This window comes from Pseudomonas sp. Pseusp97 (assembly GCF_047304025.1).
Taxonomy (GTDB): domain Bacteria; phylum Pseudomonadota; class Gammaproteobacteria; order Pseudomonadales; family Pseudomonadaceae; genus Pseudomonas.
This window is the reverse complement of the sequence record NZ_JBGLYK010000001.1, coordinates 101990-123104: the sequence shown is the minus strand read 5'-3', so window position 1 is coordinate 123104 and position 21115 is coordinate 101990. Positions and strand designations below refer to the sequence as shown.

Below are 21115 nucleotides of genomic sequence, written 5' to 3'. Positions count from 1 at the left end.
CTCGCGAACAAGCCTGACTCTGCGGCTGCCGGAAGGCGGTTCGCGAGCAAGCTCGCTCCTACGAAAAGCCTTCTGCGTCAGGACCCAATAAAAAACGCGCCCATCGGCGCGTTTTTTTATCCAGCGAGAACTCAGATCTCCACCTGCGTCCCCAGCTCGATCACCCGGTTCAGCGGCAGATTGAAGTAGCGCAGGTTGCCGTTGGCGTTCTTCAGCAGGAAGGCGAACAGCGCCTCGCGCCAGCGCGCCATGCCGATCAGCTTGGACGGGATCACCGTCTCGCGGCTGAGGAAGTAGGTGGTGCGCATCGGGCTGAAATCCAGCTCGTTGAGGTGGCACAGCTTGAGCGCCTGAGGGATGTCCGGGTCCTCCATGAAGCCGAAGTGCAGCACCACGCGGAAGAAGCCCTCGCCATAGGCGTCCACCTCGAAGCGGCGGTCCGGCGGCACGCGCGGGCTGTCTTCGTTGACCACGGTAAGCAGCACGACCTGCTCATGCAGCACCTGGTTGTGCAGCAGGTTGTGCAACAGCGCATGGGGCACGGCGTCGGTGCGGGCAGTGAGGAACACGGCGGTGCCCTGCACGCGGTGCGGCGGCTGCGAGCGGATGCTGGAGATGAACAGCGGCAGTGGCAGCGAGCCTTCGTCGAGGCGGTCCACCAGCAGTTGGCGACCGCGCTTCCAGGTGGTCATCAGAATGAACAGGCCGATACCGGCGATCACCGGGAAGGCGCCGCCCTGGACGACCTTGGGCAGGTTCGCGGCGAAGAACAGGGTGTCGACGAACAGCATCATCAGGAAGAACGGAATCGCCAGCCACAGCGGCCACTTCCACAGCAGCCAGACCACCACGCCCATCAGCAGAGTGGTCATCAGCATGGTCCCGGTCACTGCCACGCCGTAGGCCGAAGCCAGGGCGGCGGAGGACTCGAAACCCAGCACCAGCAGGACCACGCCAACCATCAGCGCCCAGTTCACCATGCCGATGTAGATCTGCCCCTGCTCATGGCTGGAGGTGTGCTGGATCACCATGCGCGGCACAAAGCCGAGCTGGATGGCCTGGCGGGTCAGCGAGAAGGCGCCGGAAATCACCGCCTGCGATGCAATCACCGTGGCCGCGGTGGACAGCGCCACCATCGGCACCAACGCCCAGCCCGGCGCGGTCAGGTAGAAGGGGTTACGCGCGGCTTCCGGGTTGACCAGGATGGTCGCGCCCTGGCCGAAGTAGTTCAGTACCAGCGCCGGCAGTACCAGGGCGAACCAGGCGCGGGCGATGGGCTTGCGGCCGAAGTGGCCCATGTCGGCGTACAGCGCTTCGGCACCGGTCAGCGCCAGCACGGTGGCGCCGAGGATGGCCACGCCGATACCCGGGTGCGAGATGAAGAAATTCACCGCCCAGGCCGGGTTCATCGCCTTCAGCACTTCCGGCTGCTGCGACACGCCATAGGCGCCCAGCGCCGCCAGCGCCACGAACCACGCCACCATTACCGGGCCGAAGAGGATGCCGATGCGCGCGGTGCCGTGCTTCTGGATCAGGAACAGGCCGACCAGCACGATCAGCGACAGCGGCACCACCCAGTGCTCCAGGCCGTCGAAGGCGATCTCCAGGCCCTCGATGGCCGAGAGCACCGAAATCGCCGGGGTGATCATGCTGTCGCCATAGAAAAGTGCCGCGCCGATCAGACCGGCGATCACCACCATCGCCTGCAAGCGGTGCTTGCCGCTGGCGGCGCGACGGGCCAGCGCCGAGAGCGCCATCACCCCGCCCTCGCCCTGGTTGTCGGCGCGCAGCACGAAAATCACGTACTTGATCGACACCACCCAGATCAGCGACCAGAAGATCAGCGAAAGCACGCCGAGCACGCCGTCGTGGTTGGCCTGCACGCCATAACCGCCGACGAAGACTTCCTTGAGGGTGTACAGCGGGCTGGTGCCGATATCGCCATAACAGACGCCCACGGCGCCGACCATCAGGCCGATCGCGGAGCTGGAATGGGGCTGTTCATGCTCAACGGTGCCGGCGCTTGCATCGGACATGTAACAAGATTCCTCAAAAAAATTCGGCGCATCCTGCTCCGAGCCTTTCGTCGATGCAAGAGCCGGGTAGGAAGGTTCTGAATGACTATAGAGCCTGTTGCCCGGAATTACCGGGCGAGCGGGGCTGTCAGGCGGCCTGCGACAGCTTGTCCCAGAGAGGCTGGTCAAGTGCGCGGGACGCCGCTAGAATTGCGCACTTTTTGATCAGAGGCGCCGCCAGCGCGCCCTTCGAGGTTAGCCGCACATGTCCACCGCCACACCCAAAGTAGGATTTGTATCGCTCGGATGTCCGAAAGCGACTGTCGACTCCGAACGAATCCTCACCCAGCTGCGCATGGAAGGGTACGAAATCGTCCCCACCTACCAGGACGCAGACGTGGTGGTGGTGAACACCTGCGGCTTCATCGACAGCGCCAAGGCCGAGTCCCTGGATGCCATCGGCGAAGCCATCGCCGAGAACGGCAAGGTGATCGTCACCGGCTGCATGGGCGTTGCCGAAGACAGCATCCGTGACGTGCACCCCAGCGTGCTGGCCGTGACCGGCCCGCAGCAGTACGAACAGGTGGTCAATGCCGTCCACGAGGTGATCCCGCCCAAGGCCGAGCACAACCCGCTGATCGACCTGGTGCCGCCGCAGGGCATCAAGCTGACTCCGCGCCACTACGCCTACCTGAAGATTTCCGAAGGCTGCAACCACAGCTGCAGCTTCTGCATCATCCCGTCGATGCGCGGCAAGCTGGTCAGCCGCCCGGTCGGCGACGTGCTTAGCGAAGCCCAGCGCCTGGTCAAGGCCGGCGTCAAGGAACTGCTGGTCATCTCCCAGGACACCAGCGCCTACGGCGTGGACCTGAAGTACAAGCTGGACTTCTGGGACGGCCAGCCGGTGAAGACCCGCATGCTGGAGCTGTGCGAGGCGCTCTCCTCGATGGGCGTGTGGGTGCGCCTGCACTACGTCTACCCGTACCCCAACGTCGACGACGTGATCCCGCTGATGGCCGAAGGCAAGTTGCTGCCCTACCTGGACATCCCCTTCCAGCACGCCAGCCCGAAAGTGCTCAAGTCCATGAAGCGCCCCGCCTTCGAGGACAAGACCCTGGCGCGCATCAAGAAGTGGCGCGAGATCTGCCCCGAACTGACCATCCGCTCCACCTTCATCGTCGGCTTCCCCGGCGAGACCGAGGAAGACTTCCAGTACCTGCTCGACTGGCTGACCGAAGCCCAGCTCGACCGCGTCGGCTGCTTCCAGTACTCCCCGGTGGAAGGCGCCCCGGCCAACGACCTGGGCCTGGATATCGTCCCGGACGACGTCAAGCAGGACCGCTGGGAGCGCTTCATGGCGCACCAGCAGGCGATCTCCGCGGCGCGCCTGCAACTGAAGATCGGCAAGGAAATCGACGTGCTGATCGACGAAGTGGACGATGAAGGCGCGGTCGGCCGCTCCTACGCCGACGCCCCGGAAATCGACGGCGCCGTGTACATCGACAGCTTCGACGTGAAGCCGGGCGACAAGGTGCGCGTACGCATCACCGACGCCGACGAGTACGACCTCTGGGCCGAACTGGTCTGATCCGCAAAAGCCCCGCTGAAGCGGGGCTTTTCATTTCAATGGAAAGAACATGACCAACAACGACGTACTGCGCAGCCTGCGCTACCTGCTGGACATCCGCGATGCCCAGGTGGCCGAGATCACCGCGCTGGCCGGCTTCAACGTCAGCGCCGAGGAAATCGGCGCCTACCTCGCCCGCGACGACGAGCCGGACTTCAAGCCGTGCAGCGACCGCGTGCTGGCGCATTTTCTCGACGGCCTGATCGTGCATCGCCGGGGCCGCGACGAGTCGCGCCCTTTGCCGCCGGTGGAACTGCCGCTGACCAACAACATCACCCTGAAGAAGCTGCGCGTCGCCTTCGAACTGCGCGACGACGACATCCTCGCGATCCTCGACAGCGTCAGCTTCATCGTCACCAAGACCGAACTGGGCGCGCTGTTCCGCAAACCCGGCCACAACAACTACCGCCCCTGCGGCGACCAGTTGCTGCGCAACTTCCTCAAGGGCCTGACCCAGCGCCAGCAACGCTGAGGCCACCGTGCTCTATCGCCTGGCCGCCGACGCCGTCGTCCTGTTGCACCTGGGGTTCATCCTCTTCGTGCTGCTCGGCGGCCTGCTGGTGCTGCGCTGGCCGCGTCTTGCCTGGCTGCACGTGCCAGCCGCAGCCTGGGGCGTGGCGGTGGAGTTCCTTCACCTCTACTGCCCGCTCACCCCGCTGGAAAACCACTTCCGCGCCCTGGCCGGCGACAACGGCTACAGCGGCGGCTTCGTCGAGCACTACCTGATCCCGCTGATCTACCCCGCCGGACTGACCGAGGCGACCCAGGTGGTCCTCGGCCTCGTGGTGCTGGCGGTCAATCTGCCGCCGTACCTGCTTCTGCTGCACCGGGCGCTGCGTTCGCGCTGAGCGGCTTGCCCGTCGGCAGATAGGCGAGGCTCGCCTCCTTGTTCTTCGCGTGACCCAGGCGCTGGCCATTGTTGAGTTTCGACACGATCAGCCGGTGATCCGCCGTCAGCCAGTTCAGCGGCTGCTCTCCTTCGTGCGTCACCTGGGAGATGATCAGGGTTCGCGCGGGGTCCCAGTCCTCGCCGGTGCGCTGGCGCAGCCAGGCGAACAGCGCGGCGCTGTCGCCCTGTGGATAACCGGAGTGGACATAGAAGAACGGATGCGCCTGCCGTTCGCCGCGCCGCTCCAGGTACATCGGCAGGCGCGCGTCGTCATCCCCGAGGATCAGCACCCGCCACTGCGACCAGGGCGCGGTCTGTTCCGCCGCGGCACGCACCTCCCTGGCGAAAAGCGGAATGCCGCCACCGCCATTGCTCCACGGGTAGGCCACGCCCAGCACCAGCAGCATCACCGCCGCCCCCACGCCCACCATCCTTGGCCAGAGGCGCCCGAGACCGGCGAGCCCACGCTGGTGTCGCCACTCGATCACCCACCAGGCCGCCAGCAACTGGGCGAACGGCACCAGGGGCAGCACGTAATAGCTGCGCCGGCTGCCACTGGCGGTGAAGAACACGAACAGCAGCACCAGCGCCCAGACCAGCCAGCGTGCATTGGGCTCAAGCTGCTTCCAGCGACGCGCGGCGAACCACAGACCAAGAATCCACAGCGGCGCCCAGGGCAGTGTGTAGGCCGGTAGGTACAGCAGGTACGTGTAGATCGGCCCCTCATGATCGAAGGGCTGGAAGAAGCGCACGACGTTCTCGCGGAATACCAACGCCAGGCCGCTCTCGCCGTAGCTGGGCTGGCCGTAGAAGTGCGACAGCACGAAGGGAATCGCGTAGACGCCACCGGCCACCAGCAGCGCCGCGACCAGCCGCAGGTTGAGGTGCCGGCGCCAGCGTCCCTCGCCGAGCAGATGCGGCAGCAGCACCAGCCCCGGCAGTATGAAGCCGATCAGCCCCTTGCACAGCGAGGTCAGCGACAGGATCAGGAAGAAGCCCAGGTAGCCGGAAAATCGCGTGTCTTCCGGGTCGCGCCAGTACCAGGCCAGCGCCGCCAGCACGCCGAACACCGTGAGCATGTCCGCCGTCGCCACGCGCGCCCAGAACAGGAAGTAGAAGGTGGTCGCCAGCAGCCAGCCGGCCAGCAGTCCCGTGCCTTTGCGCAACAGGCGCTCACCCAGCCACCAGGTCAGCCAGACGCTGCCCAGCCCCGCCAGCACCGTGCTCAGGCGCAGCGTCCAGTGATTGAGACCCAGCAGGCTGGCCGGCGCGGTGATCAGCCAGTAGGACAGCAGCGGCTTGTCGTAGTAAGGCGCGCCACGCAGGTAGGGATCGAAGTAGTCGCCGGACTGCAGCATCTGCAGCGCGATATCCGCCCAGCGCACCTCCGGTCCCCAGACCTCGCGCCCGCCCAGGCCGAACACCAGCAGCACCAGTGTGGCGCCCAGCAACAGCGCCAGCGCCTTGCGATCTTTGCTCCAACCCTGCATCACCCGGCCCCCGGCCACTCGAACTTGCGCCGACACTAGGGCAACGATGGTTATGCGCAGGTTAAGAAAATGCAGGCATGGCGTAATGCGCCGGCATTTCGCGATTGGATAGTGCTCGGAGCTTCCCGGCGATCCCGCTAGGGTGAGGCGAAAACCCAGCCAGGAGAGGCTCATGCACCCGTACTTTTCCCTCGCCGGACGGACCGCCCTGGTCACCGGCGGCACCCGTGGCATCGGCCGGATGATTGCCCAGGGCCTGCTCGAAGCCGGCGCCAGGGTGATCATCTGTGCCCGCGATGGCGCCGCCTGCGCCGACACCGCCGCCGAGCTGTCGCAGTACGGCGAGTGCATCGGCCTGCCGGCCAACCTCGCCACCGAGGAAGGCGCCCGCGCCCTCGCCGCCGAACTCAACGAGCGGCTGGATCACCTCGACATCCTGGTGAACAACGCCGGCACCACCTGGGGCGCACCGCTGGAAAGCTACCCGGCCGCGGGCTGGGAGAAGGTCATGCAGCTCAACGTCACCGCCGTGTTCAGTTGCATCCAGCAACTGCTGCCGCTGCTGAAGAAAGGCGCCAGCGCGCAGAACCCGGCGCGGGTGATCAACATCGGCTCGGTGGCCGGCGTCACCTCCCACGGCGAGAACGCCTATGCCTACGGCCCGAGCAAGGCCGCACTGCACCAGCTGTCGCGCATGCTCGCCCGCGAACTGGTGAAGGACCACATCAACGTCAATGTCATCGCCCCCGGCCGCTTCCCCAGCAAGATGACCCGGCACATCGCCAACGACGAGCAGGCCATGGCCGAGGACACCGCCGTGATTCCCATGCGCCGCTGGGGCCGCGAGGAAGAGATGTCCGCCCTGGCGATCAGCCTGGCGAGCACCGCCGGCGCCTACATGACCGGCAACATCATCCCCATCGACGGCGGCTTCCACCTCGGCTGACCCTGGCAAACCTGCTGCGCGTCGGCATGGCGGCGTTGAAAGCAGGCGCTGAATGCTCATTTACGACAGGTAAACTGCGCTTCATCACCTGCTTGATTCGCTGGCGCTCATTCTTCGGGTCAGCCTTCGACTGTTACTCGCGCTGGTCGTTGCGCCTTGCTCTGCTCCAGCTCGCAAGGTTTTGAGCAACTTCTGCAAAGCTTCGAATCGGGTACCATGGCGGCCCCTGCAACAGCCCGTGCCGCCATGTCCCACGTCATCTCGCCGATCGGCCACGTCCGCTCCTGCTTCAAGGAGAAGTTCGCCATTCCGCGCCAGCCGCAACTGGCGCCGGCCGCGACCGGCGTGCTGGAACTGCTGCCGCCGTTCGACAGCGGTGACGCGGTGGCAGGCCTGGAGCAGGTCAGCCACGTCTGGCTGATCTTCCTCTTCCACCAGGCGCTGGAAGACAAGCCGCGGCTGAAGGTGCGCCCGCCGCGCCTGGGCGGCAACCAGTCGATGGGCGTGTTTGCCACCCGCGCCACCCACCGGCCCAATGGGCTCGGCCAGTCCGTGGTGAAACTGGAGAGGGTCGAGCCCGGTCGCCTCTGGCTCTCCGGCATCGACCTGCTGGACGGCACCCCGGTCATCGACATCAAGCCCTACGTGCCCTACGCCGACATCGTGCCGGACGCACGCAACGCCATCGCCGACGCACCGCCCTCGCCCATCGCCGTGCACTGGAGCGACGAAGCCCTGCGCCAGGCCCTGGAGCACGGCCTGCGCCTGGCCCAGCCGGTGCGCGAGCTGGTCGAGCAATGCCTCGCCCAGGACCCGCGCCCGGCCTACCAGAAGCCGCCGCCCGAGCGCCGCTACGGCGTGCGCCTGTGGGACCTCGACGTGCACTGGCACTACCCCGCCGACGGCGAGATCCGCGTGCTGGACCTGCAACGCGCCGCCGACTGAAACCTTTGATCAATCCGCCGGGTTGAGGGCGATCACGTCGCTCTCGAAGCACTCCTGCTCGACGATCAGCGGCTCCACCAGCGGTCGGCTGTCGCGGAAGTGCGCGGTTTGCGTGTGCGCCTCGTAGGCCGCGTCGTCGCGGTAGATCTCGTAGAGATAGATCACGTCCGGATCGAGACGATCCTGGGACACATCGAAGACCAGGCAGCCGGGCTCGCTGGACACCGAAGCGGCGGCATTGGCCTTGATGGCAGAGAGAAAATCCTCGGCGCTGCCGGGTTTCACGCGGGTCTTGATGAACAGGCTGTACACAGGGCGTTCCTTTTGTTTTAAATTTGAAAATAAATTGTATACAAAAAAGGAACCACGTTCATGTCCGATCTCCCTGCCCGCCCCGGCCGCCTCAACGGCTTGCGCCACCTTGCCCTGCTGGTACCGAACCTGGAGGAGTGCGAGCGCTTCTACGTCGACGTGCTCGGCATGCAGGTGCTCAAGCGCGCCAACGAAGACCTGGTCTACCTCACCTGCGGCAACGACAACCTCTCCCTGGGCCGTGGCGCCGGTGCGGCCAACGGCTTGCAGACCATGGACCACTACGGCTTCATCGTCGACAGCGTGGAAGAGCTGGAAGCCTGGTACCAGTACTTCAAGGCACGCGGCGTAACCCTGCTCGACCGCCCCTTCGACCATGGCGACGGCGCGCGCAGCTTCCACCTGCTGGACCCGGCGGGGAACAAGGTGCAGCCGCTGTATCACCCGGCGGTGTCGGGGCAGCGGCTCCTGTAGGAGCGAGCTTGCTCGCGAATGGCAACACACCGTGCCTTGCAGGTTCGCGTAGGGCGCATAACCAGGCACGGGTTATCCGCCCTACATTCCGTATCAACCGGCAGTTTCCGGCTTACGCCAGGCGTGTGAATTTGTAGGAGCGAGAGTGCTCGCGAACCGAGCAGCACTGTGCCTTGCAGGTTCGCGAGCAAGCTCGCTCCTACGAAGGGCCGTCCGGTAGAAATCCGGGCCATAAAAAAACGCCGCGATCCCCAAGGAATCGCGGCGCTCTTTGAACTGACTCGCGCGGCTTACTTCTCGACGAAGGCACGCTCGATCAGGTAGTCGCCCGGCTCACCCATGCGCGGGGAGATCTGCAGGCCGAAGCCGTTCAGCACTTCGCTGGTCTCGTCGAGCATGCTCGGGCTGCCGCAGATCATCGCGCGGTCGTCCTGCGGGTTCATCGGCGGCAGGCCGATGTCGGCGAACAGCTTGCCGCTGCGCATCAGGTCGGTCTGGCGGCCCATGCTGTGGAACTCTTCACGGGTCACCAGCGGGCAGTAGATCAGCTTCTCTTTCACCATGTCGCCGAAGTACTCGTGCTCCGGCAGGACCTTGGTGATGAAGTCCGCGTAGGCCAGCTCGCTGACCCAGCGCACGCCGTGGACCAGGATGACCTTCTCGAAGCGCTCGTAGACTTCCGGGTCCTGGATGACCGACAGGAACGGCGCCATGCCGGTGCCGGTGCTCAGCAGGTAGAGGTGCTTGCCGGGCTTGAGGTCGTCCAGCACCAGGGTGCCGGTGGGCTTGCGGCTGACCATCAGCTCGTCGCCTTCCTTCAGGTGCTGCAGACGCGAAGTCAGCGGGCCGTCCGGGACCTTGATGCTGAAGAACTCCAGGTGCTCTTCGTAGTTCGGGCTGGCGATGCTGTACGCGCGCATCAGCGGGCGACCGTTGACTTCCAGGCCGATCATCACGAACTGACCGGTCTTGAAGCGCAGACCCGGGTTGCGGGTGGTCTTGAAGCTGAAGAGGGTGTCGTTCCAGTGGTGCACGCTGAGAACGCGCTCGGTGTACAGGTTGCTCATCAAGGACTCCTAGAGAAACGTGGCGCACCCCAGCAGATCCCGGACGTAGCGCAATTGCGCGACATTTTATAGGCGGCGACAATATCCGCAAAATAAATTATCTGGATATTGCTAATCCAAAACGCAGATAAGGCCGCCCAGTCGCCGCGAAAGGATAGCGTCAGGCTCTTCCTACGCCGGGGTGACGAAATGTCGCGCAGCCTTATCCGGAGCCTGTCTGAATGAAATTCACCCTGCGCCAGCTGGAAGTCTTCGTCGCCGTCGCCCAGCAGGAAAGCGTCTCCCGCGCCGCCGAGGCCCTGTCCATGTCGCAGTCGGCCACCAGCACCGCCCTGGGCGAACTGGAACGGCAATTCGACTGCAAGCTGTTCGACCGCTCCGGCAAGCGCCTGACCCTCAACGCCCTCGGCCGCCAGTTGCTGCCCCAGGCGGTGGCCCTGCTCGACCGTGGCAGCGAGATCGAGAACATGCTCAACGGCAAGAGCGCCTTCGGCTCGCTGGACCTGGGCGCCACCCTGACCATCGGCAACTACCTGGCAACCCTGCTGATCGGCACCTTCATGCAGCGCCAGCCCGATTGCCGGGTGCGCCTGCACGTGCACAACACCGCCCATGTCGTGCAACGCGTGGCCCATTACGAATTGGACCTGGGCCTGATCGAAGGCGATTGCCAGCACCCGGATATCGAGGTGCAGCCGTGGATGGAGGACGAACTGGTGGTGTTCTGCGCACCGCAGCACCCGCTCGCCCGCGAAGGCCGCGCGAGCCTGGAGCGGCTGACGGAAGAAGCCTGGATTCTGCGCGAACAGGGCTCGGGCACGCGGCTGACCTTCGACCAGGCCATGCGTCACCACGTGGAACCGCTGAACGTGCGGCTGGAGCTGGAACACACCGAGGCGATCAAGCGCGCGGTGGAATCGGGACTGGGGATCGGCTGCATCTCGCGCCTGGCCCTGCGCGACGCCTTCCGCCGTGGCAGCCTGGTCCCGGTGGAGACTCCGGACCTGGACCTGCGCCGGCAGTTCTACTTCATCTGGCACCGGCAGAAGTACCAGACCGCGACCATGCGCGAATTCCTCGAGCTTTGCCGCAGCGAGACCGCCGGGGTAACCCGCAGCGACGACATCGTCCTGCCGATGATTCCCTGAAAGGGGCTTTTTGTAGGAGCGAGCTTGCTCGCGAACATCGCCATCCCGATATCGCCGGCATGAAGCGTTCGCGAGCAAGCTCGCTCCTACAAGGATTAGCCGAGCAGGATGCCCGCCCAGGTCACGGTGATGATGGTCAGCGCCACGAACTGGGCGGCGCTGCCCATGTCCTTGGCGTTCTTCGACAGCGGATGACGCTCCAGGGAAACCCGGTCCACCACCGCCTCGATGGCGGAATTGAGCAGTTCGACGATCAGCGCCAGCAGGCAAACGGCGATCAGCAGCGCGCGCTCGCCGCGGGTGACGTCGAAGAAGAACGACAGCGGGATCAGGATGACGTTGATCAGCACCAGCTGGCGGAAGGCCGCTTCACCCTTGAAGGCGGCGGCGAAGCCGGCCAGGGAGTAGCCGGCGGCGTTGAAGATGCGTTTCAGGCCGGTCTGGCCCTTGAAAGGGGAAGCGGACACTTAGGGTTCTCACAGGCAAAGGTCGCGGCACTCTATACCAGCGATCGTCAAAAAGGGGTCAAGGCCATTACAGGATGTGACGACCCGAAAGCCGGGATGTGACGGGCCTCAGGCCCCCGGCACCGTTTCCATCTGCGCCAGCAACAACGCTGCCTGGGTACGGGTGCGCACGTTCAGCTTGCGGAAGATAGCGGTGACGTGGGCCTTCACCGTGGCTTCGGAGACGCTCAGCTCGTATGCGATCTGCTTGTTCAGCAGGCCTTCGCAGACCATGGTCAGCACGCGGAACTGCTGCGGCGTAAGGCTCGCGAGGCCGGCGCTGGCGGCGCGCACTTCCTCGCTCATCTCGGTCACCGCGTCCACCTGCGGCGGCCACCAGACGTCGCCATCGAGCACCGCGCGCACCGCCTGTTGCAGCACGCTCAGTTCGCTGGACTTGGGGATGAAACCGCTGGCGCCGAACTCGCGGGAGCGCTGCACCACCGCGGCGTCTTCCTGGGCCGAGACCATCACCACCGGAATCTGCGGGTACTGCCCGCGCAGCAGCACCAGGCCGGAGAAACCGTAGGCGCCAGGCATGTTCAGATCCAGCAGCACCAGGTCCCAGTCGGCCTTCTCGTTCAGGCGAGTCTCCAGCTCCGCGATGCTCGCCGCCTCGGACAGTCGCGCCTCGGGGCCAAGACCGAGGGTCAGGGCCTGGTGCAGGGCACTGCGGAACAGCGGGTGATCGTCAGCGATCAGGATCTCGTAGGAAGCCATGAATTTTCCTTGAAGGCCGCGTCGAAGTCCGCCGTGGATAACGGCTAGGCTCGCGCAGGAAAGGTCGGAGCACGGATAGAGCACTACTCGCCGCATTGTACGCAAAGAGCGGCTTCGCTGTCCGCCGCGAATACATCGTCAGACGGTACTTACACCTTGGCCTGAAAGCCCCTGCCACTGTGCCCGCCGACACGCCGCTCCCCTTTCCAAAGGTCCGGCGTTACGGCAGAGTTCCGCTTTTTTTCCTGCCCGTTACGAGAACAAGATGAAAAGCCATGCGCTGCGCGCCGATTTCCTGATGCTGTTCACCGCGATGATCTGGGGGGTCTCCTTCGTCGCGCAACGCCTCGGGATGGATGCCATCGGTCCCTTCCTCTATACCGGCCTGCGCTTCACCCTCGGCGCCTTGGCGCTGCTGCCGCTGCTGGCCTGGTCGAGCAAGCGCGGCGCCCAGCCGTTCAATCGTGGCCTGATCCTGGCGGGCCTGGCCATCGGCACCGCGCTGACCGTGGGGATCAACCTGCAACAGGTCGGCCTGATGTTCACCAGCGTGACCAATTCCGGCTTCATCACCGGCCTGTACGTGATCATCGTGCCGTTGCTCGGCCTGCTGATCGGCCATCGCGCCGGCACGGGCACTTGGATCGGCGCGGCGCTGGCGGTGACCGGCATGGCGATGCTGAGCATCGGCCCCGACTTCCATGTCGCCTCCGGTGACTGGCTGCAGCTGACCGGCGCCTTCGTCTGGGGTGGCCACGTATTGCTGGTAGGTCTGTTCGCCAGCCGCTACGACCCGATCCGCCTGGCCTTCCTGCAGTTCGCCACCTGCGCGGTGGTGAGCATGATCCTGGCGCTGGTGTTCGAGGAAATCCGCCTCGACGCCATCATCCAGGCCGGCCCCGCGCTGATCTACGGCGGCCTGTTCGGCGTCGCCACCGGCTTCACCCTGCAGGTCATCGCGCAGAAACACGCCATCGCCTCCCACGCGGCGATCATCCTCTCGCTGGAAGCGGTGTTCGCCGCCATCGCCGGTGCGCTGTTCCTCGACGAGACCCTGCACCTGCGCGGCTATTTCGGCTGCGCGCTGATGCTCGCCGGGATGCTGGTGGCGCAGCTGTGGCCGAAGAAAGCCGAGGCGGCCTGAGCGGCTTTGACGTTGGATCGATGCGGTTCGCGAGCAAGCTCGCTCCTACAAAAGCGCTACCGGCGGGCGACGACCTATAGCCCAACGCCATTCCTGTAGGAGCGAGCTTGCTCGCGAACCGAATACCTCCACGGCTGCCGGGGACGCAGTCGTAGGATGGCGTGGAGCGCAGCGATACCCATCGATTACGGCATCAGCATCATGGGTATCGCCTGCCCCCTCCTACGGGTCCGCTCCTACGCTGGCCCCAACGCCAGGGAATCAGGTCAGCGCTGGATAAACGGCCTCAACGCCTGATGCGCCGGGCTCTGCTCGTCCAGCGGCTGCTGGCGCTTGGACCCCAGGTAGCGCTCGCTGAACACGTCCAGGTAGGTATCCAGCGCATCGCCGGCGCGGCGGTCGCCGGCCAGCCCCAGGCACAGCGCCGCCACTTCAGCGGTGCACAGGTGCTCGTCGAACTTGGAGCGGCGCAGGCGGTAGCGCGACAGCGCGTCCGGGGTGATGCTCAGCACCGGGAAGCGATCCAGGTAGGGGCTCTTGCGGAACATCTTGCGCGCTTCGTTCCAGGTCGCATCGAGCAGGATGAACAGCGGTCGCTTGCCCGCCTGCGGCTCCACCGTGGTGACCACGCGCTCGGGCTGGACGAACTCGCCCGGGAATACCACATACGGCTGCCACTGCGGATCATCGAGCAGCGCCAGCAGCGCCGGGTCGACCTCGATGCGCGACCAGCCGAAGGCCCAGGTATCGGGTACGGTCTCGGCGATCAGCCAGCCGGTGTTGCTGGGCTTGAGCGGCTCGGTGTCGAACATCACCAGGCACATCGCCGAATGGGACTCGACCTGCGGGCGCAGGCTGCACATGCAGTAGTTCGGCCGCAGGCGGCAGCCGGGGCAGCGCGGCGAGCGCGAGCCACGGGCGAAGAAAGGCTTGAGGCAACGGGCCAGGCGCTCCTCGCGAAGACGGGCGACGGCATGGCTCATGCTGCGGCCACCAGGATGAGGGAAAGCGGACGGGACATCGAAGGCTCGAACGGGAGGACGGTTGCGGGCCGCCGATTGTACCAGAGCCGTCGCCTGCCCCGATGTGGGCGGTCCATCGCCTGCAGCCGCGATGGGCGCATGACGCGCCGACCGGACGCCCGCTTGCGCAGTACCCGACTATCCCGATGGAGATTTACGCCGCCATCCTTCGACGGGCTGGCTGCCCGGCGGCGAGCGGTGCGACCTGAGGTAACAGCTTATCGGCACGGGCGCCGTTTTGAGGGACAATAGGCGGTTTGAAGGACCGTCGAACCCGGAAGGCTCGCCACGGTCGAATCGGCACCATTGTCAGGAGATGCCCATGCTGCGCCTCACCGCCCTCGCCCTCTGCCTCGTCATTCCCGTCGCGCATGCCGCGTCGAAGAAGGACTTCGAACTGACCCAGACCCTGGAAAAGGTCGCCAAGGAAAGCAGCGAAGGCACCCCGCGCGCCATCAACGAGGACATCCTCGACCAGGGCTATACCGTCGACGGCCCGCAGCTGATCAACCACCTGAGCGTGCGCTCCAGCCATGCCGAGCGCATGCGCGAGAACCCCGACAGCGTGCGCAGCCAGCTGGGTGACAGCGTCTGCAGCAATACCGCCTATCGCCAGTTGCTGGCCGAGGGCGCGATCCTCACTTACAGCTTCACCGAGTACAAGACCAACGCACCGGTCGCCACCGAGCGCTTCGACGCCGGCAGCTGCAAGATCAAGCTGAAGAAGTAAGCCCCGGCGATGCTCGACAAGGAACAGTTGCTGAAGATCGCGCGAACGCCGATGCCTTTCGGCAAGTACCAGGGCCGCATGCTGGTGGACCTGCCGGACGAGTACCTGCTGTGGTTCTACAAGAAGGGCCAGTTCCCGCCCGGCGAACTGGGTCGGCTGATGCAGCTGACCCTGGAACTGAAGATCGATGGCCTCGACGGCCTGATCAAGCCGCTCAAGCGCTGAGGCCCCCCCCCCCCCGCGGCCGCTGGGGGGGGGGTCCTGGCCGCCCCCTCTTCACTCAACTCCGCCCCCCCCCGCCCCATCCAAACCCCCCAACCCGGCCTCCCCCCCCCCCCCGGGCGGCGGGGCCTCCCCGCCAGCGCTCGTCAGCGCAGCACGGACGGACTTTCCTTGCCGCCCACCGCCGCCGCCTCGTCCGGTGCCAGCAAGGCGCTGCGCGGCACGTCCAGCAACCGCGCACAGGCCGCCAGCACATGGGCCCAGCTGCAGCGGTTGGCGAACAGCATGCCCGCCTCGTCGAGCGTCCCACCCTGGTTGCGATAACCCAGCACCGCCGTTTTCAGCGCGTCCGGGAGGATCGGCCAGAGGTGCCCGCGCGCCACTTCCGGGCGCATGTGGGTGAGCAGCACGCGGCGCTCGTAGTGATCGGGGAACAGCCGCATGGCGATGGACTCGTCCGCCAGCGCCTGCAACTCCCAGTGGTCACGCGGCGCTCGGAAGCGCCCCGGCTCCTGCAGATAGACCAACCGGTACGGGTAGCCGGCCTCCTCCAGCCGCAACGCGGCACGACGCATCTCGGCCAGCTGGTAGCTGCCGTTGGCAATCAGCAGCAGCGGCTCGGCGCCGGGGCGCTCATCCATCAGGATCGCACCATCGTGCGCCAGCTGTTCCGCCTGGGCCTGGTTGAACACGGTGGGGCGCTCGCGCTTGGGCGCTACGATGCAGGCCAGCTGCCCACGGCTGCGGTAGATGTCCGGCAGCAGGGCCAGGTGACTGTTGTGGTCAGCCGGGAACACTACCCGCACCATGTCGCTCATCTCGCCCAGCAGCGCTTCGCAGAAGGTGGTGTCCTGGTGCGACTGCTGGTTCTTGCCGTTCTCCCAGGTGTGCGAGGTTGCCACCAGCGGCCAGCCGAGCCAACCCGCAGGGCGACCGGCTTCCTTCTGCTGGCGGGCGAAGATCAGCGTCTGGCGTACCGCGCCGAGCATCTTCACGCAGAAGGCTTCGTAGCTGGCCACCAGGTTCAACCCACCCTGGTTGGCCAGGCAGGCGGAAACCACCGCTTCCTCGTTGAGCGCGGTGATGATCCGGCCATCCACGGCCTCCAGCGCGCTTTCCGGCTCGCTCACCCGGTGCCGCAGCGCCTTGAGCACTCCGCCCAGTCGATTGCTCGCCAGTTCGTCGGGGTTGCCGACGCGGGCGCGCAGGTCCGGGTTGGCGCTGCACAGGTCGACGTAGAAGCGATCCAGCGCCGCCATCGGCGAGCATTCGTCGTTGCGGTAGTGCAACGGCGGAATCGAGGGTTCGATAGGCCGCCGTACGGCCAGCGGGTTGTCCCGCTCCAGCACCCGGCCACTGCGTGACGCAGCGAACAGGCCGCATGCCTCGGCGAGTTCGTCCGGTTCGACCCAGAGTGGCGCCGCGTGCTGGTTGAACAGGTCGCGCGCCTCGGCATCCACGCTGGGGTTCCCCGGCAATGGCAGGTTGTGCGCGGCATTGCTGCCGGCGCCGTAGAAACCATAACCCTTGGTCGTTTCGGCGATCCCATAGGGAATCGGCAGCGGATAGCGCAGGATGCCGCGCTCCTTCTCATCGACGCGGTGCTGCAGGCGCTCTTCCATTTCCCACAGGGTGCAGACGAATGCCGCCGGATCGCGCCCATCGAAACTGATCGGGTCGAAACCGCAGCGCCGCAGATGCAATTTGAAGCCTTCCAGCCCTTCGTGGGTGCCCAGGTCGGTACGCTGCTCGATGCGCCGGCCATTGGCGATCATCACGGGCAGTGCCGTGCCGCAGTCCTCGGCGCGCCACCAGCGGGGAATCCAGTCGCTGCCGCGCTGCTCCTCGGCGGCGCCGTCGGAGAGGAAGGCCACCAGGGTCTCGCCCGGTAATGGCATGTGTGCGTACATCAACTCGGCGAAGCCGAGGTAGCCGCCTTCGGCGATGCCGCCGGCGGTATGCGGATTGACGTGGCTGCCCAGCGGCGCAGCGACCTTGCCCTCAGGCGTCTGGACGTAGCTGTAGAAGTCCTGTACGAGCCGGTCCAGCCCGGACGCACCGTTTCCGTATGCCTCGGCCTGCTCCGGATGCAGGTTGCCAGTGAGCACGTTGAGCGCATCGATGGCCGCCACGCAGTGCCCCTGGCCCATCAGCCAGCCGCGGGTCTTGCCGCTCAGAGCATTCAGGGCGAGGTACCCGGCGTAGGCCGGCACCATGTTCAGCGCACCGCCGGTATGTCCCTCGGGCTGCGCCTTGAAGTCTTCGGCCCGCAGGGGAGCGCCGTCGAGGCGAACGCGCCTGGCGTAAGTCATATGCGCTACCAGCCAGAGGCCGGCGCAGGTGAGGCGGTCCAGCGCGCCGAACAGGCGGTAAACGCTGCCCAGATCGGGCTGCAGGCCGTACTGGACCAATTGATGAGCGACACGAAAGACCGCCGCCTGGGTCTGCACGCTATGCTGAATCGGACCACGGCCTTGCAGCCAGCGGGCGTACTCCGGCTCGGCTGCCGCATGGGCGGCAAGCTCTTCGGGGCTTGGCAGGATCTGTGACATGGCGGCTCTCCCTTGGCTATGGCGGAAAGTCTAGGTCGCCACAGATCGGATGGGCGCTGACATGTATCAACGACCGTCCCGACCAATCGGGCAAGGCTGAAAGAAATTTCCCACAAGGAGACGACATGGCGCTTCTGACCTTCATCGGCGCGACCCAGGAAGTCACCGGTTCCTGTTACCTGCTGGAAACCCGCGACGGCGTCCGCGTGCTGCTCGAATGCGGGATGCGCCAGGGGCGCAGCGGCAACCAGGGCACCCGCGAAAACGAGGCGACCAACCGCACGCCCTTTCCGTTCGATCCGAAGGAGCTCGACGCCGTTGTCCTGTCCCACGCCCACCTGGACCACAGCGGGCTGCTGCCGAGGCTGGCGAAGGAAGGCTACACGGGGCCGATCTACGCCACCGAATCCTGCTGCGACCTGCTGGAGCTGATGCTGATGGACTCGGCGCACCTTCAGGAAAAGGACGCCGAATGGGAGAACAAGTGGCGCGCCCGTCTGGGCAAGCCGCCGGTCAAGCCGCTATACACCGTCGAGGACGCTTCCCGCGCGCTGAACCAGCGTCGCCGCGTCAGTTATGGCAGTACCGTGGAGGTGGCGCGCGGCATCCGCGTGACCTTCCACAATGCTGGGCACATCCTCGGTTCGGCCATCGTCGAGCTGGAGATCCATGAGTTCGGCTCGACCCGTCGCCTGGTGTTCTCCGGCGACCTGGGCAGCACCTGCTCACCGCTGATGCGTACGCCGACGCCCCTGACCCGCGCGGACGTGGTGCTGCTCGAATCCACCTACGGCGACCGCGATCACCGCGACGCCAACGACACCCTGCTCGAACTGGCCGGCATCCTGCAGCGCGCGCAGAACGAGGGCGGCAACGTGCTGATCCCGTCCTTCGCCGTGGGCCGCACCCAGGACCTGATCTACTACTTCGGGCGCTTCTACCAGGAAGGCCGCCTGCCACAGCAGGTCGTCTACCTCGACAGCCCCATGGCGGCGCGGGCCAACAGCATCTACCTGCAGCACATCGGCGAGATCGCCGACGTCGATCGCGAATACATGCGCGGCACCGGCACGGCGCAGGTCGGCGAGTGGCTGCCGATCCTGCGCACCACCCAGAGCGCCGATGAGTCCATGGCGCTGAACCGGATCAAGAGCGGCGCCATCATCATCGCCGGCAGCGGCATGTGCACCGGCGGACGCATCGTCCACCACCTCAAGCACAACCTCTGGCGCGAGGAATGCCACATCGTCTTCCCCGGCTTCCAGGCCAAGGGCACTCTGGGCCGAGCCATCGTCGACGGTGCGCAGACAGTCCGCATCCTGCGCCAGCGCATCAGCGTCAAAGCGCAGATTCACACGCTCGGCGGATTCTCCGCCCATGCGGGACAATCACAATTAATTCAGTGGGTTGGCCACTTCGAGCACAAACCCGAGCTATACCTGATACATGGCGAGCGGGAAAAGATGGATGTACTCAAGGGTGCACTCCAGGATCGCCTGAACTGGACGGCCAACATTCCGGAGCCCGGAGACCGGATCGCCATCTGAAATCGGGGCCTCACCGACTGTCACAGCCCGCGTGCCAGACTGGGCAGGCCTCCTGCTGAACCCTGTGCGTGCGGCGAAGTGCCAATGCATTGCAGCCAGAGCCACCCTGCGTGGCCGGCACCGCCCATGGACAGGCGATCAGGGGTTGATGAACAAGGAGTATCAACATGCCCTATGAGCCCGACGACTACCTCTCCAGACACTTCCAGACCAGCGGCACCGATCTTGCGCAGAAGATCGAGGAACTGGCCGAACTGGCCGCCCCCGGCAACAGCCAGAACCTGCCGCTGTACCGCGAGATGCTCACCACTGTCGCCCGCATGGCCCAGGCCGACCGCAACCGCTGGGACGCCAAGATCATGCTGCAGACCCTGCGCGAGATGGAGCACGCCTTCAGCACGCTGGAGCAGTTCAAACGTCGCCGCAAAGTCACAGTGTTCGGCTCGGCCCGCACACCGGCCGACCATCCCGTCTATGCCCTCGCCCGTGAGCTGGGCGAAACCCTCGCCCGCTACGACCTGATGGTCATCACCGGCGCGGGCGGCGGCATCATGGCCGCCGCCCATGAAGGTGCCGGCCTGGAAAACAGCCTCGGCTTCAACATCACCCTGCCCTTCGAGCAGCATGCCAACCGCACCGTGGACGGCACCAGCAACCTGCTGTCGTTCCACTTCTTCTTCCTGCGCAAGCTGTTCTTCGTCAAGGAAGCCGACGCCCTGGTGCTCTGCCCTGGCGGCTTCGGCACCCTGGATGAAGCATTGGAAGTGCTCACCCTGATCCAGACCGGCAAGAGCCCGCTGGTGCCGGTGGTGCTGCTCGACCAGCCGGGCGGCCATTACTGGGATCACGCGCTGGAATTCATCAAGGAGCAGTTGGAGGACAACGGCTACATCCTGCCCAGCGACATGAATCTGATGACGCTGGTGCATACCGCGGAAGAAGCCGCGGAGGAGATCGCCCAGTTCTACAGCAACTTCCACTCCAGCCGCTGGCTCAAGGATCGCTTCGTGATCCGCCTGAACCACCCGCTGAGCGTGCGCGCACTGCAATTGCTGGAGCGTGAATTCGGCAACCTGTGCGTCACCGATGGCTTCCACCAGCAGCCCTACAGCGAATCGGAACTGGACGAACCGGAGTTCTCCCACCTGACCCGCCTGGCGTTCGCCTTCAATGGCCGGGACCAGGGGCGGCTGCGGGAACTGCTGAACTTCATCAACCAGCCGGAGAACTGGGAGCGCTGATTTCACCAGGCCAGGAAACAAAAAAGGCACCCCAGGGGTGCCTTCTTCGTTCAATCATCCGAGCGTCGACCGCTGAGAAGCCGGCTGATGGCTTCCATCGAGTATCCCCGATAGCTCAGGAACCTGCCCTGCTGGGCTCGCTCGCGGGCATCCTGCGGCAACCGGGCGAACTTGCGGCGCCAGACCTCACGCAGGTTTTCGTTCCAGTCGACACCCGCCTCGCTCAGCGCGCCATCGATCTCGCCACGGGGCAGACCGCGTTGCGAGAGTTCCTCGCGAATCCGTACCGGACCGTAACCGGCCCGCGCACGGCTGGCGATGTAGCTTTCCAGGTAGCGGCCTTCATTGAGCAGCCCCTCCTCGGCCAAGCGGTCGAGGGCGGGGTCGATCAGGTCCTGCGTGGCGCCGCGTTGCCGCAGCTTGCGCGAGAGCTCCGCCCGGCCATGCTCGCGCCTTGCCAGCAGGTCCATGGCGACCCGTCGCACTGCGACGGGGGTATCGAGCTCGACGGCCATCGC

General features: G+C 65.6%; 21 protein-coding genes. 12 read left to right on the top strand and 9 right to left on the bottom strand.

Annotated elements, in window-relative coordinates:
- Positions 1–131 precede the first annotated feature (131 nt).
- Complete coding sequence (locus ACCC94_RS00575) at positions 132–2036, bottom strand: potassium transporter Kup (protein WP_413347559.1); 1905 nt, start codon at positions 2034–2036, stop codon at positions 132–134.
- A gap of 244 nt (positions 2037–2280) precedes the next feature.
- On the opposite strand from ACCC94_RS00575, the gene rimO reads away from it, so the two are divergent.
- Genes rimO through ACCC94_RS00560 form a run of 3 tightly spaced genes read left to right on the top strand, consistent with a single transcriptional unit; the run spans position 2281 to position 4490 of the window.
- Entirely contained in the window at positions 2281–3603 is a 1323-nt protein-coding gene (rimO, locus tag ACCC94_RS00570; protein WP_413347558.1) for a 30S ribosomal protein S12 methylthiotransferase RimO, read from the top strand.
- Between the two features lie 49 nt (positions 3604–3652).
- Entirely contained in the window at positions 3653–4114 is a 462-nt protein-coding gene (locus ACCC94_RS00565) for a DUF1456 family protein (protein ID WP_081517933.1), read from the top strand.
- Positions 4115–4121: 7 nt separating this feature from the next.
- Positions 4122–4490 (top strand): DUF2784 domain-containing protein, encoded by a 369-nt coding sequence (locus tag ACCC94_RS00560; RefSeq protein WP_413347557.1) that lies wholly within the window; start codon positions 4122–4124, stop codon positions 4488–4490.
- Here the strand turns inward: ACCC94_RS00560 and ACCC94_RS00555 are convergent.
- Positions 4438–6021, bottom strand: a complete 1584-nt coding sequence (locus ACCC94_RS00555; RefSeq protein ID WP_413347556.1) for an ArnT family glycosyltransferase — start codon at positions 6019–6021, stop codon at positions 4438–4440. The two genes, ACCC94_RS00560 and ACCC94_RS00555, sit on opposite strands and share 53 nt — an antisense overlap.
- Before the next feature lie 172 nt (positions 6022–6193).
- Here ACCC94_RS00555 and ACCC94_RS00550 point away from each other — a divergent pair, with 172 nt between their 5' ends.
- Both ACCC94_RS00550 and tsaA read left to right on the top strand, forming a co-directional pair.
- A complete protein-coding gene (locus tag ACCC94_RS00550; RefSeq protein ID WP_413347555.1) occupies positions 6194–6967 on the top strand; it encodes an SDR family oxidoreductase in 774 nt (257 codons plus the stop codon).
- Between the two features lie 246 nt (positions 6968–7213).
- Complete coding sequence (gene tsaA / locus ACCC94_RS00545; RefSeq protein WP_413347554.1) at positions 7214–7912, top strand: tRNA (N6-threonylcarbamoyladenosine(37)-N6)-methyltransferase TrmO; 699 nt, start codon at positions 7214–7216, stop codon at positions 7910–7912.
- Positions 7913–7921: 9 nt separating this feature from the next.
- Here the strand turns inward: tsaA and ACCC94_RS00540 are convergent, their stop codons facing one another.
- On the bottom strand, positions 7922–8224 hold the full coding sequence (locus ACCC94_RS00540) for a putative quinol monooxygenase (RefSeq protein ID WP_413347553.1): 303 nt from the start codon (positions 8222–8224) through the stop codon (positions 7922–7924).
- A 60-nt stretch (positions 8225–8284) separates the two neighbouring features.
- Here ACCC94_RS00540 and ACCC94_RS00535 point away from each other — a divergent pair, with 60 nt between their 5' ends.
- Positions 8285–8698: a VOC family protein gene (locus ACCC94_RS00535; RefSeq protein ID WP_413347552.1), complete on the top strand. Its 414-nt coding sequence runs from the start codon at positions 8285–8287 to the stop codon at positions 8696–8698.
- A gap of 290 nt (positions 8699–8988) precedes the next feature.
- On the opposite strand, the gene fpr is transcribed toward ACCC94_RS00535, so the two are convergent.
- Positions 8989–9765, bottom strand: a complete 777-nt coding sequence (gene fpr, locus ACCC94_RS00530; RefSeq protein WP_045210043.1) for a ferredoxin-NADP reductase — start codon at positions 9763–9765, stop codon at positions 8989–8991.
- Positions 9766–9986: 221 nt separating this feature from the next.
- Between fpr and ACCC94_RS00525 the strand changes: the two genes are divergently transcribed.
- On the top strand, positions 9987–10913 hold the full coding sequence (locus ACCC94_RS00525; RefSeq protein ID WP_017517999.1) for a LysR family transcriptional regulator: 927 nt from the start codon (positions 9987–9989) through the stop codon (positions 10911–10913).
- Between the two features lie 95 nt (positions 10914–11008).
- Here ACCC94_RS00525 and ACCC94_RS00520 read toward each other — a convergent pair whose 3' ends face one another.
- Complete coding sequence (locus ACCC94_RS00520; protein WP_017518000.1) at positions 11009–11380, bottom strand: diacylglycerol kinase; 372 nt, start codon at positions 11378–11380, stop codon at positions 11009–11011.
- A gap of 108 nt (positions 11381–11488) precedes the next feature.
- A complete protein-coding gene (gene erdR, locus ACCC94_RS00515) occupies positions 11489–12139 on the bottom strand; it encodes a response regulator transcription factor ErdR (RefSeq protein ID WP_413347551.1) in 651 nt (216 codons plus the stop codon).
- A 265-nt stretch (positions 12140–12404) separates the two neighbouring features.
- Here erdR and ACCC94_RS00510 point away from each other — a divergent pair, with 265 nt between their 5' ends.
- Positions 12405–13283 carry a DMT family transporter gene (locus ACCC94_RS00510; RefSeq protein WP_413347550.1) on the top strand — a complete coding sequence of 293 codons (879 nt, stop codon included), beginning with the start codon at positions 12405–12407 and terminating at the stop codon, positions 13281–13283.
- Positions 13284–13549: 266 nt separating this feature from the next.
- On the opposite strand, the gene ACCC94_RS00505 is transcribed toward ACCC94_RS00510, so the two are convergent.
- Positions 13550–14266, bottom strand: a complete 717-nt coding sequence (locus tag ACCC94_RS00505) for a tRNA-uridine aminocarboxypropyltransferase (RefSeq protein WP_413347549.1) — start codon at positions 14264–14266, stop codon at positions 13550–13552.
- A 361-nt stretch (positions 14267–14627) separates the two neighbouring features.
- Between ACCC94_RS00505 and ACCC94_RS00500 the strand changes: the two genes are divergently transcribed.
- Positions 14628–15035, top strand: coding sequence for a quorum-sensing-regulated virulence factor family protein (locus tag ACCC94_RS00500; RefSeq protein WP_413347548.1), 408 nt, complete (start codon positions 14628–14630; stop codon positions 15033–15035).
- A 9-nt stretch (positions 15036–15044) separates the two neighbouring features.
- Positions 15045–15260: a DUF3820 family protein gene (locus ACCC94_RS00495; RefSeq protein WP_017518005.1), complete on the top strand. Its 216-nt coding sequence runs from the start codon at positions 15045–15047 to the stop codon at positions 15258–15260.
- Positions 15261–15403: 143 nt separating this feature from the next.
- Here ACCC94_RS00495 and ACCC94_RS00490 read toward each other — a convergent pair whose 3' ends face one another.
- Positions 15404–17809, bottom strand: coding sequence for a xylulose 5-phosphate 3-epimerase (locus ACCC94_RS00490; RefSeq protein WP_413347547.1), 2406 nt, complete (start codon positions 17807–17809; stop codon positions 15404–15406).
- Between the two features lie 125 nt (positions 17810–17934).
- Here ACCC94_RS00490 and ACCC94_RS00485 point away from each other — a divergent pair, with 125 nt between their 5' ends.
- Together ACCC94_RS00485 and ACCC94_RS00480 are read left to right on the top strand one after the other, a co-directional pair.
- Positions 17935–19356 (top strand): MBL fold metallo-hydrolase RNA specificity domain-containing protein, encoded by a 1422-nt coding sequence (locus tag ACCC94_RS00485; RefSeq protein ID WP_413347546.1) that lies wholly within the window; start codon positions 17935–17937, stop codon positions 19354–19356.
- A 167-nt stretch (positions 19357–19523) separates the two neighbouring features.
- The gene (locus tag ACCC94_RS00480) at positions 19524–20597 is read left to right on the top strand and encodes an LOG family protein (RefSeq protein ID WP_413347545.1); all 1074 of its coding nucleotides are present in this window, start codon (positions 19524–19526) and stop codon (positions 20595–20597) included.
- Between the two features lie 50 nt (positions 20598–20647).
- On the opposite strand, the gene recX is transcribed toward ACCC94_RS00480, so the two are convergent.
- Entirely contained in the window at positions 20648–21112 is a 465-nt protein-coding gene (gene recX, locus ACCC94_RS00475) for a recombination regulator RecX (RefSeq protein WP_413347544.1), read from the bottom strand.
- Positions 21113–21115: the final 3 nt, after the last annotated feature.

Bases quoted from the DNA above. Each gene is read 5' to 3' on its own strand.
- ACCC94_RS00575 (WP_413347559.1), bottom strand. From the start codon at position 2,036: ATGTCCGATGCAAGCGCCGGCACCGTTGAGCATGAACAGCCCCATTCC.
- rimO (WP_413347558.1), top strand. From the start codon at position 2,281: ATGTCCACCGCCACACCCAAAGTAGGATTTGTATCGCTCGGATGTCCG.
- ACCC94_RS00565 (WP_081517933.1), top strand. From the start codon at position 3,653: ATGACCAACAACGACGTACTGCGCAGCCTGCGCTACCTGCTGGACATC.
- ACCC94_RS00555 (WP_413347556.1), bottom strand. From the start codon at position 6,021: ATGCAGGGTTGGAGCAAAGATCGCAAGGCGCTGGCGCTGTTGCTGGGC.
- ACCC94_RS00550 (WP_413347555.1), top strand. From the start codon at position 6,194: ATGCACCCGTACTTTTCCCTCGCCGGACGGACCGCCCTGGTCACCGGC.
- tsaA (WP_413347554.1), top strand. From the start codon at position 7,214: ATGTCCCACGTCATCTCGCCGATCGGCCACGTCCGCTCCTGCTTCAAG.
- ACCC94_RS00535 (WP_413347552.1), top strand. From the start codon at position 8,285: ATGTCCGATCTCCCTGCCCGCCCCGGCCGCCTCAACGGCTTGCGCCAC.
- fpr (WP_045210043.1), bottom strand. From the start codon at position 9,765: ATGAGCAACCTGTACACCGAGCGCGTTCTCAGCGTGCACCACTGGAAC.
- ACCC94_RS00525 (WP_017517999.1), top strand. From the start codon at position 9,987: ATGAAATTCACCCTGCGCCAGCTGGAAGTCTTCGTCGCCGTCGCCCAG.
- erdR (WP_413347551.1), bottom strand. From the start codon at position 12,139: ATGGCTTCCTACGAGATCCTGATCGCTGACGATCACCCGCTGTTCCGC.
- ACCC94_RS00510 (WP_413347550.1), top strand. From the start codon at position 12,405: ATGAAAAGCCATGCGCTGCGCGCCGATTTCCTGATGCTGTTCACCGCG.
- ACCC94_RS00505 (WP_413347549.1), bottom strand. From the start codon at position 14,266: ATGAGCCATGCCGTCGCCCGTCTTCGCGAGGAGCGCCTGGCCCGTTGC.
- ACCC94_RS00500 (WP_413347548.1), top strand. From the start codon at position 14,628: ATGCTGCGCCTCACCGCCCTCGCCCTCTGCCTCGTCATTCCCGTCGCG.
- ACCC94_RS00495 (WP_017518005.1), top strand. From the start codon at position 15,045: ATGCTCGACAAGGAACAGTTGCTGAAGATCGCGCGAACGCCGATGCCT.
- ACCC94_RS00490 (WP_413347547.1), bottom strand. From the start codon at position 17,809: ATGTCACAGATCCTGCCAAGCCCCGAAGAGCTTGCCGCCCATGCGGCA.
- ACCC94_RS00485 (WP_413347546.1), top strand. From the start codon at position 17,935: ATGGCGCTTCTGACCTTCATCGGCGCGACCCAGGAAGTCACCGGTTCC.
- ACCC94_RS00480 (WP_413347545.1), top strand. From the start codon at position 19,524: ATGCCCTATGAGCCCGACGACTACCTCTCCAGACACTTCCAGACCAGC.
- recX (WP_413347544.1), bottom strand. From the start codon at position 21,112: ATGGCCGTCGAGCTCGATACCCCCGTCGCAGTGCGACGGGTCGCCATG.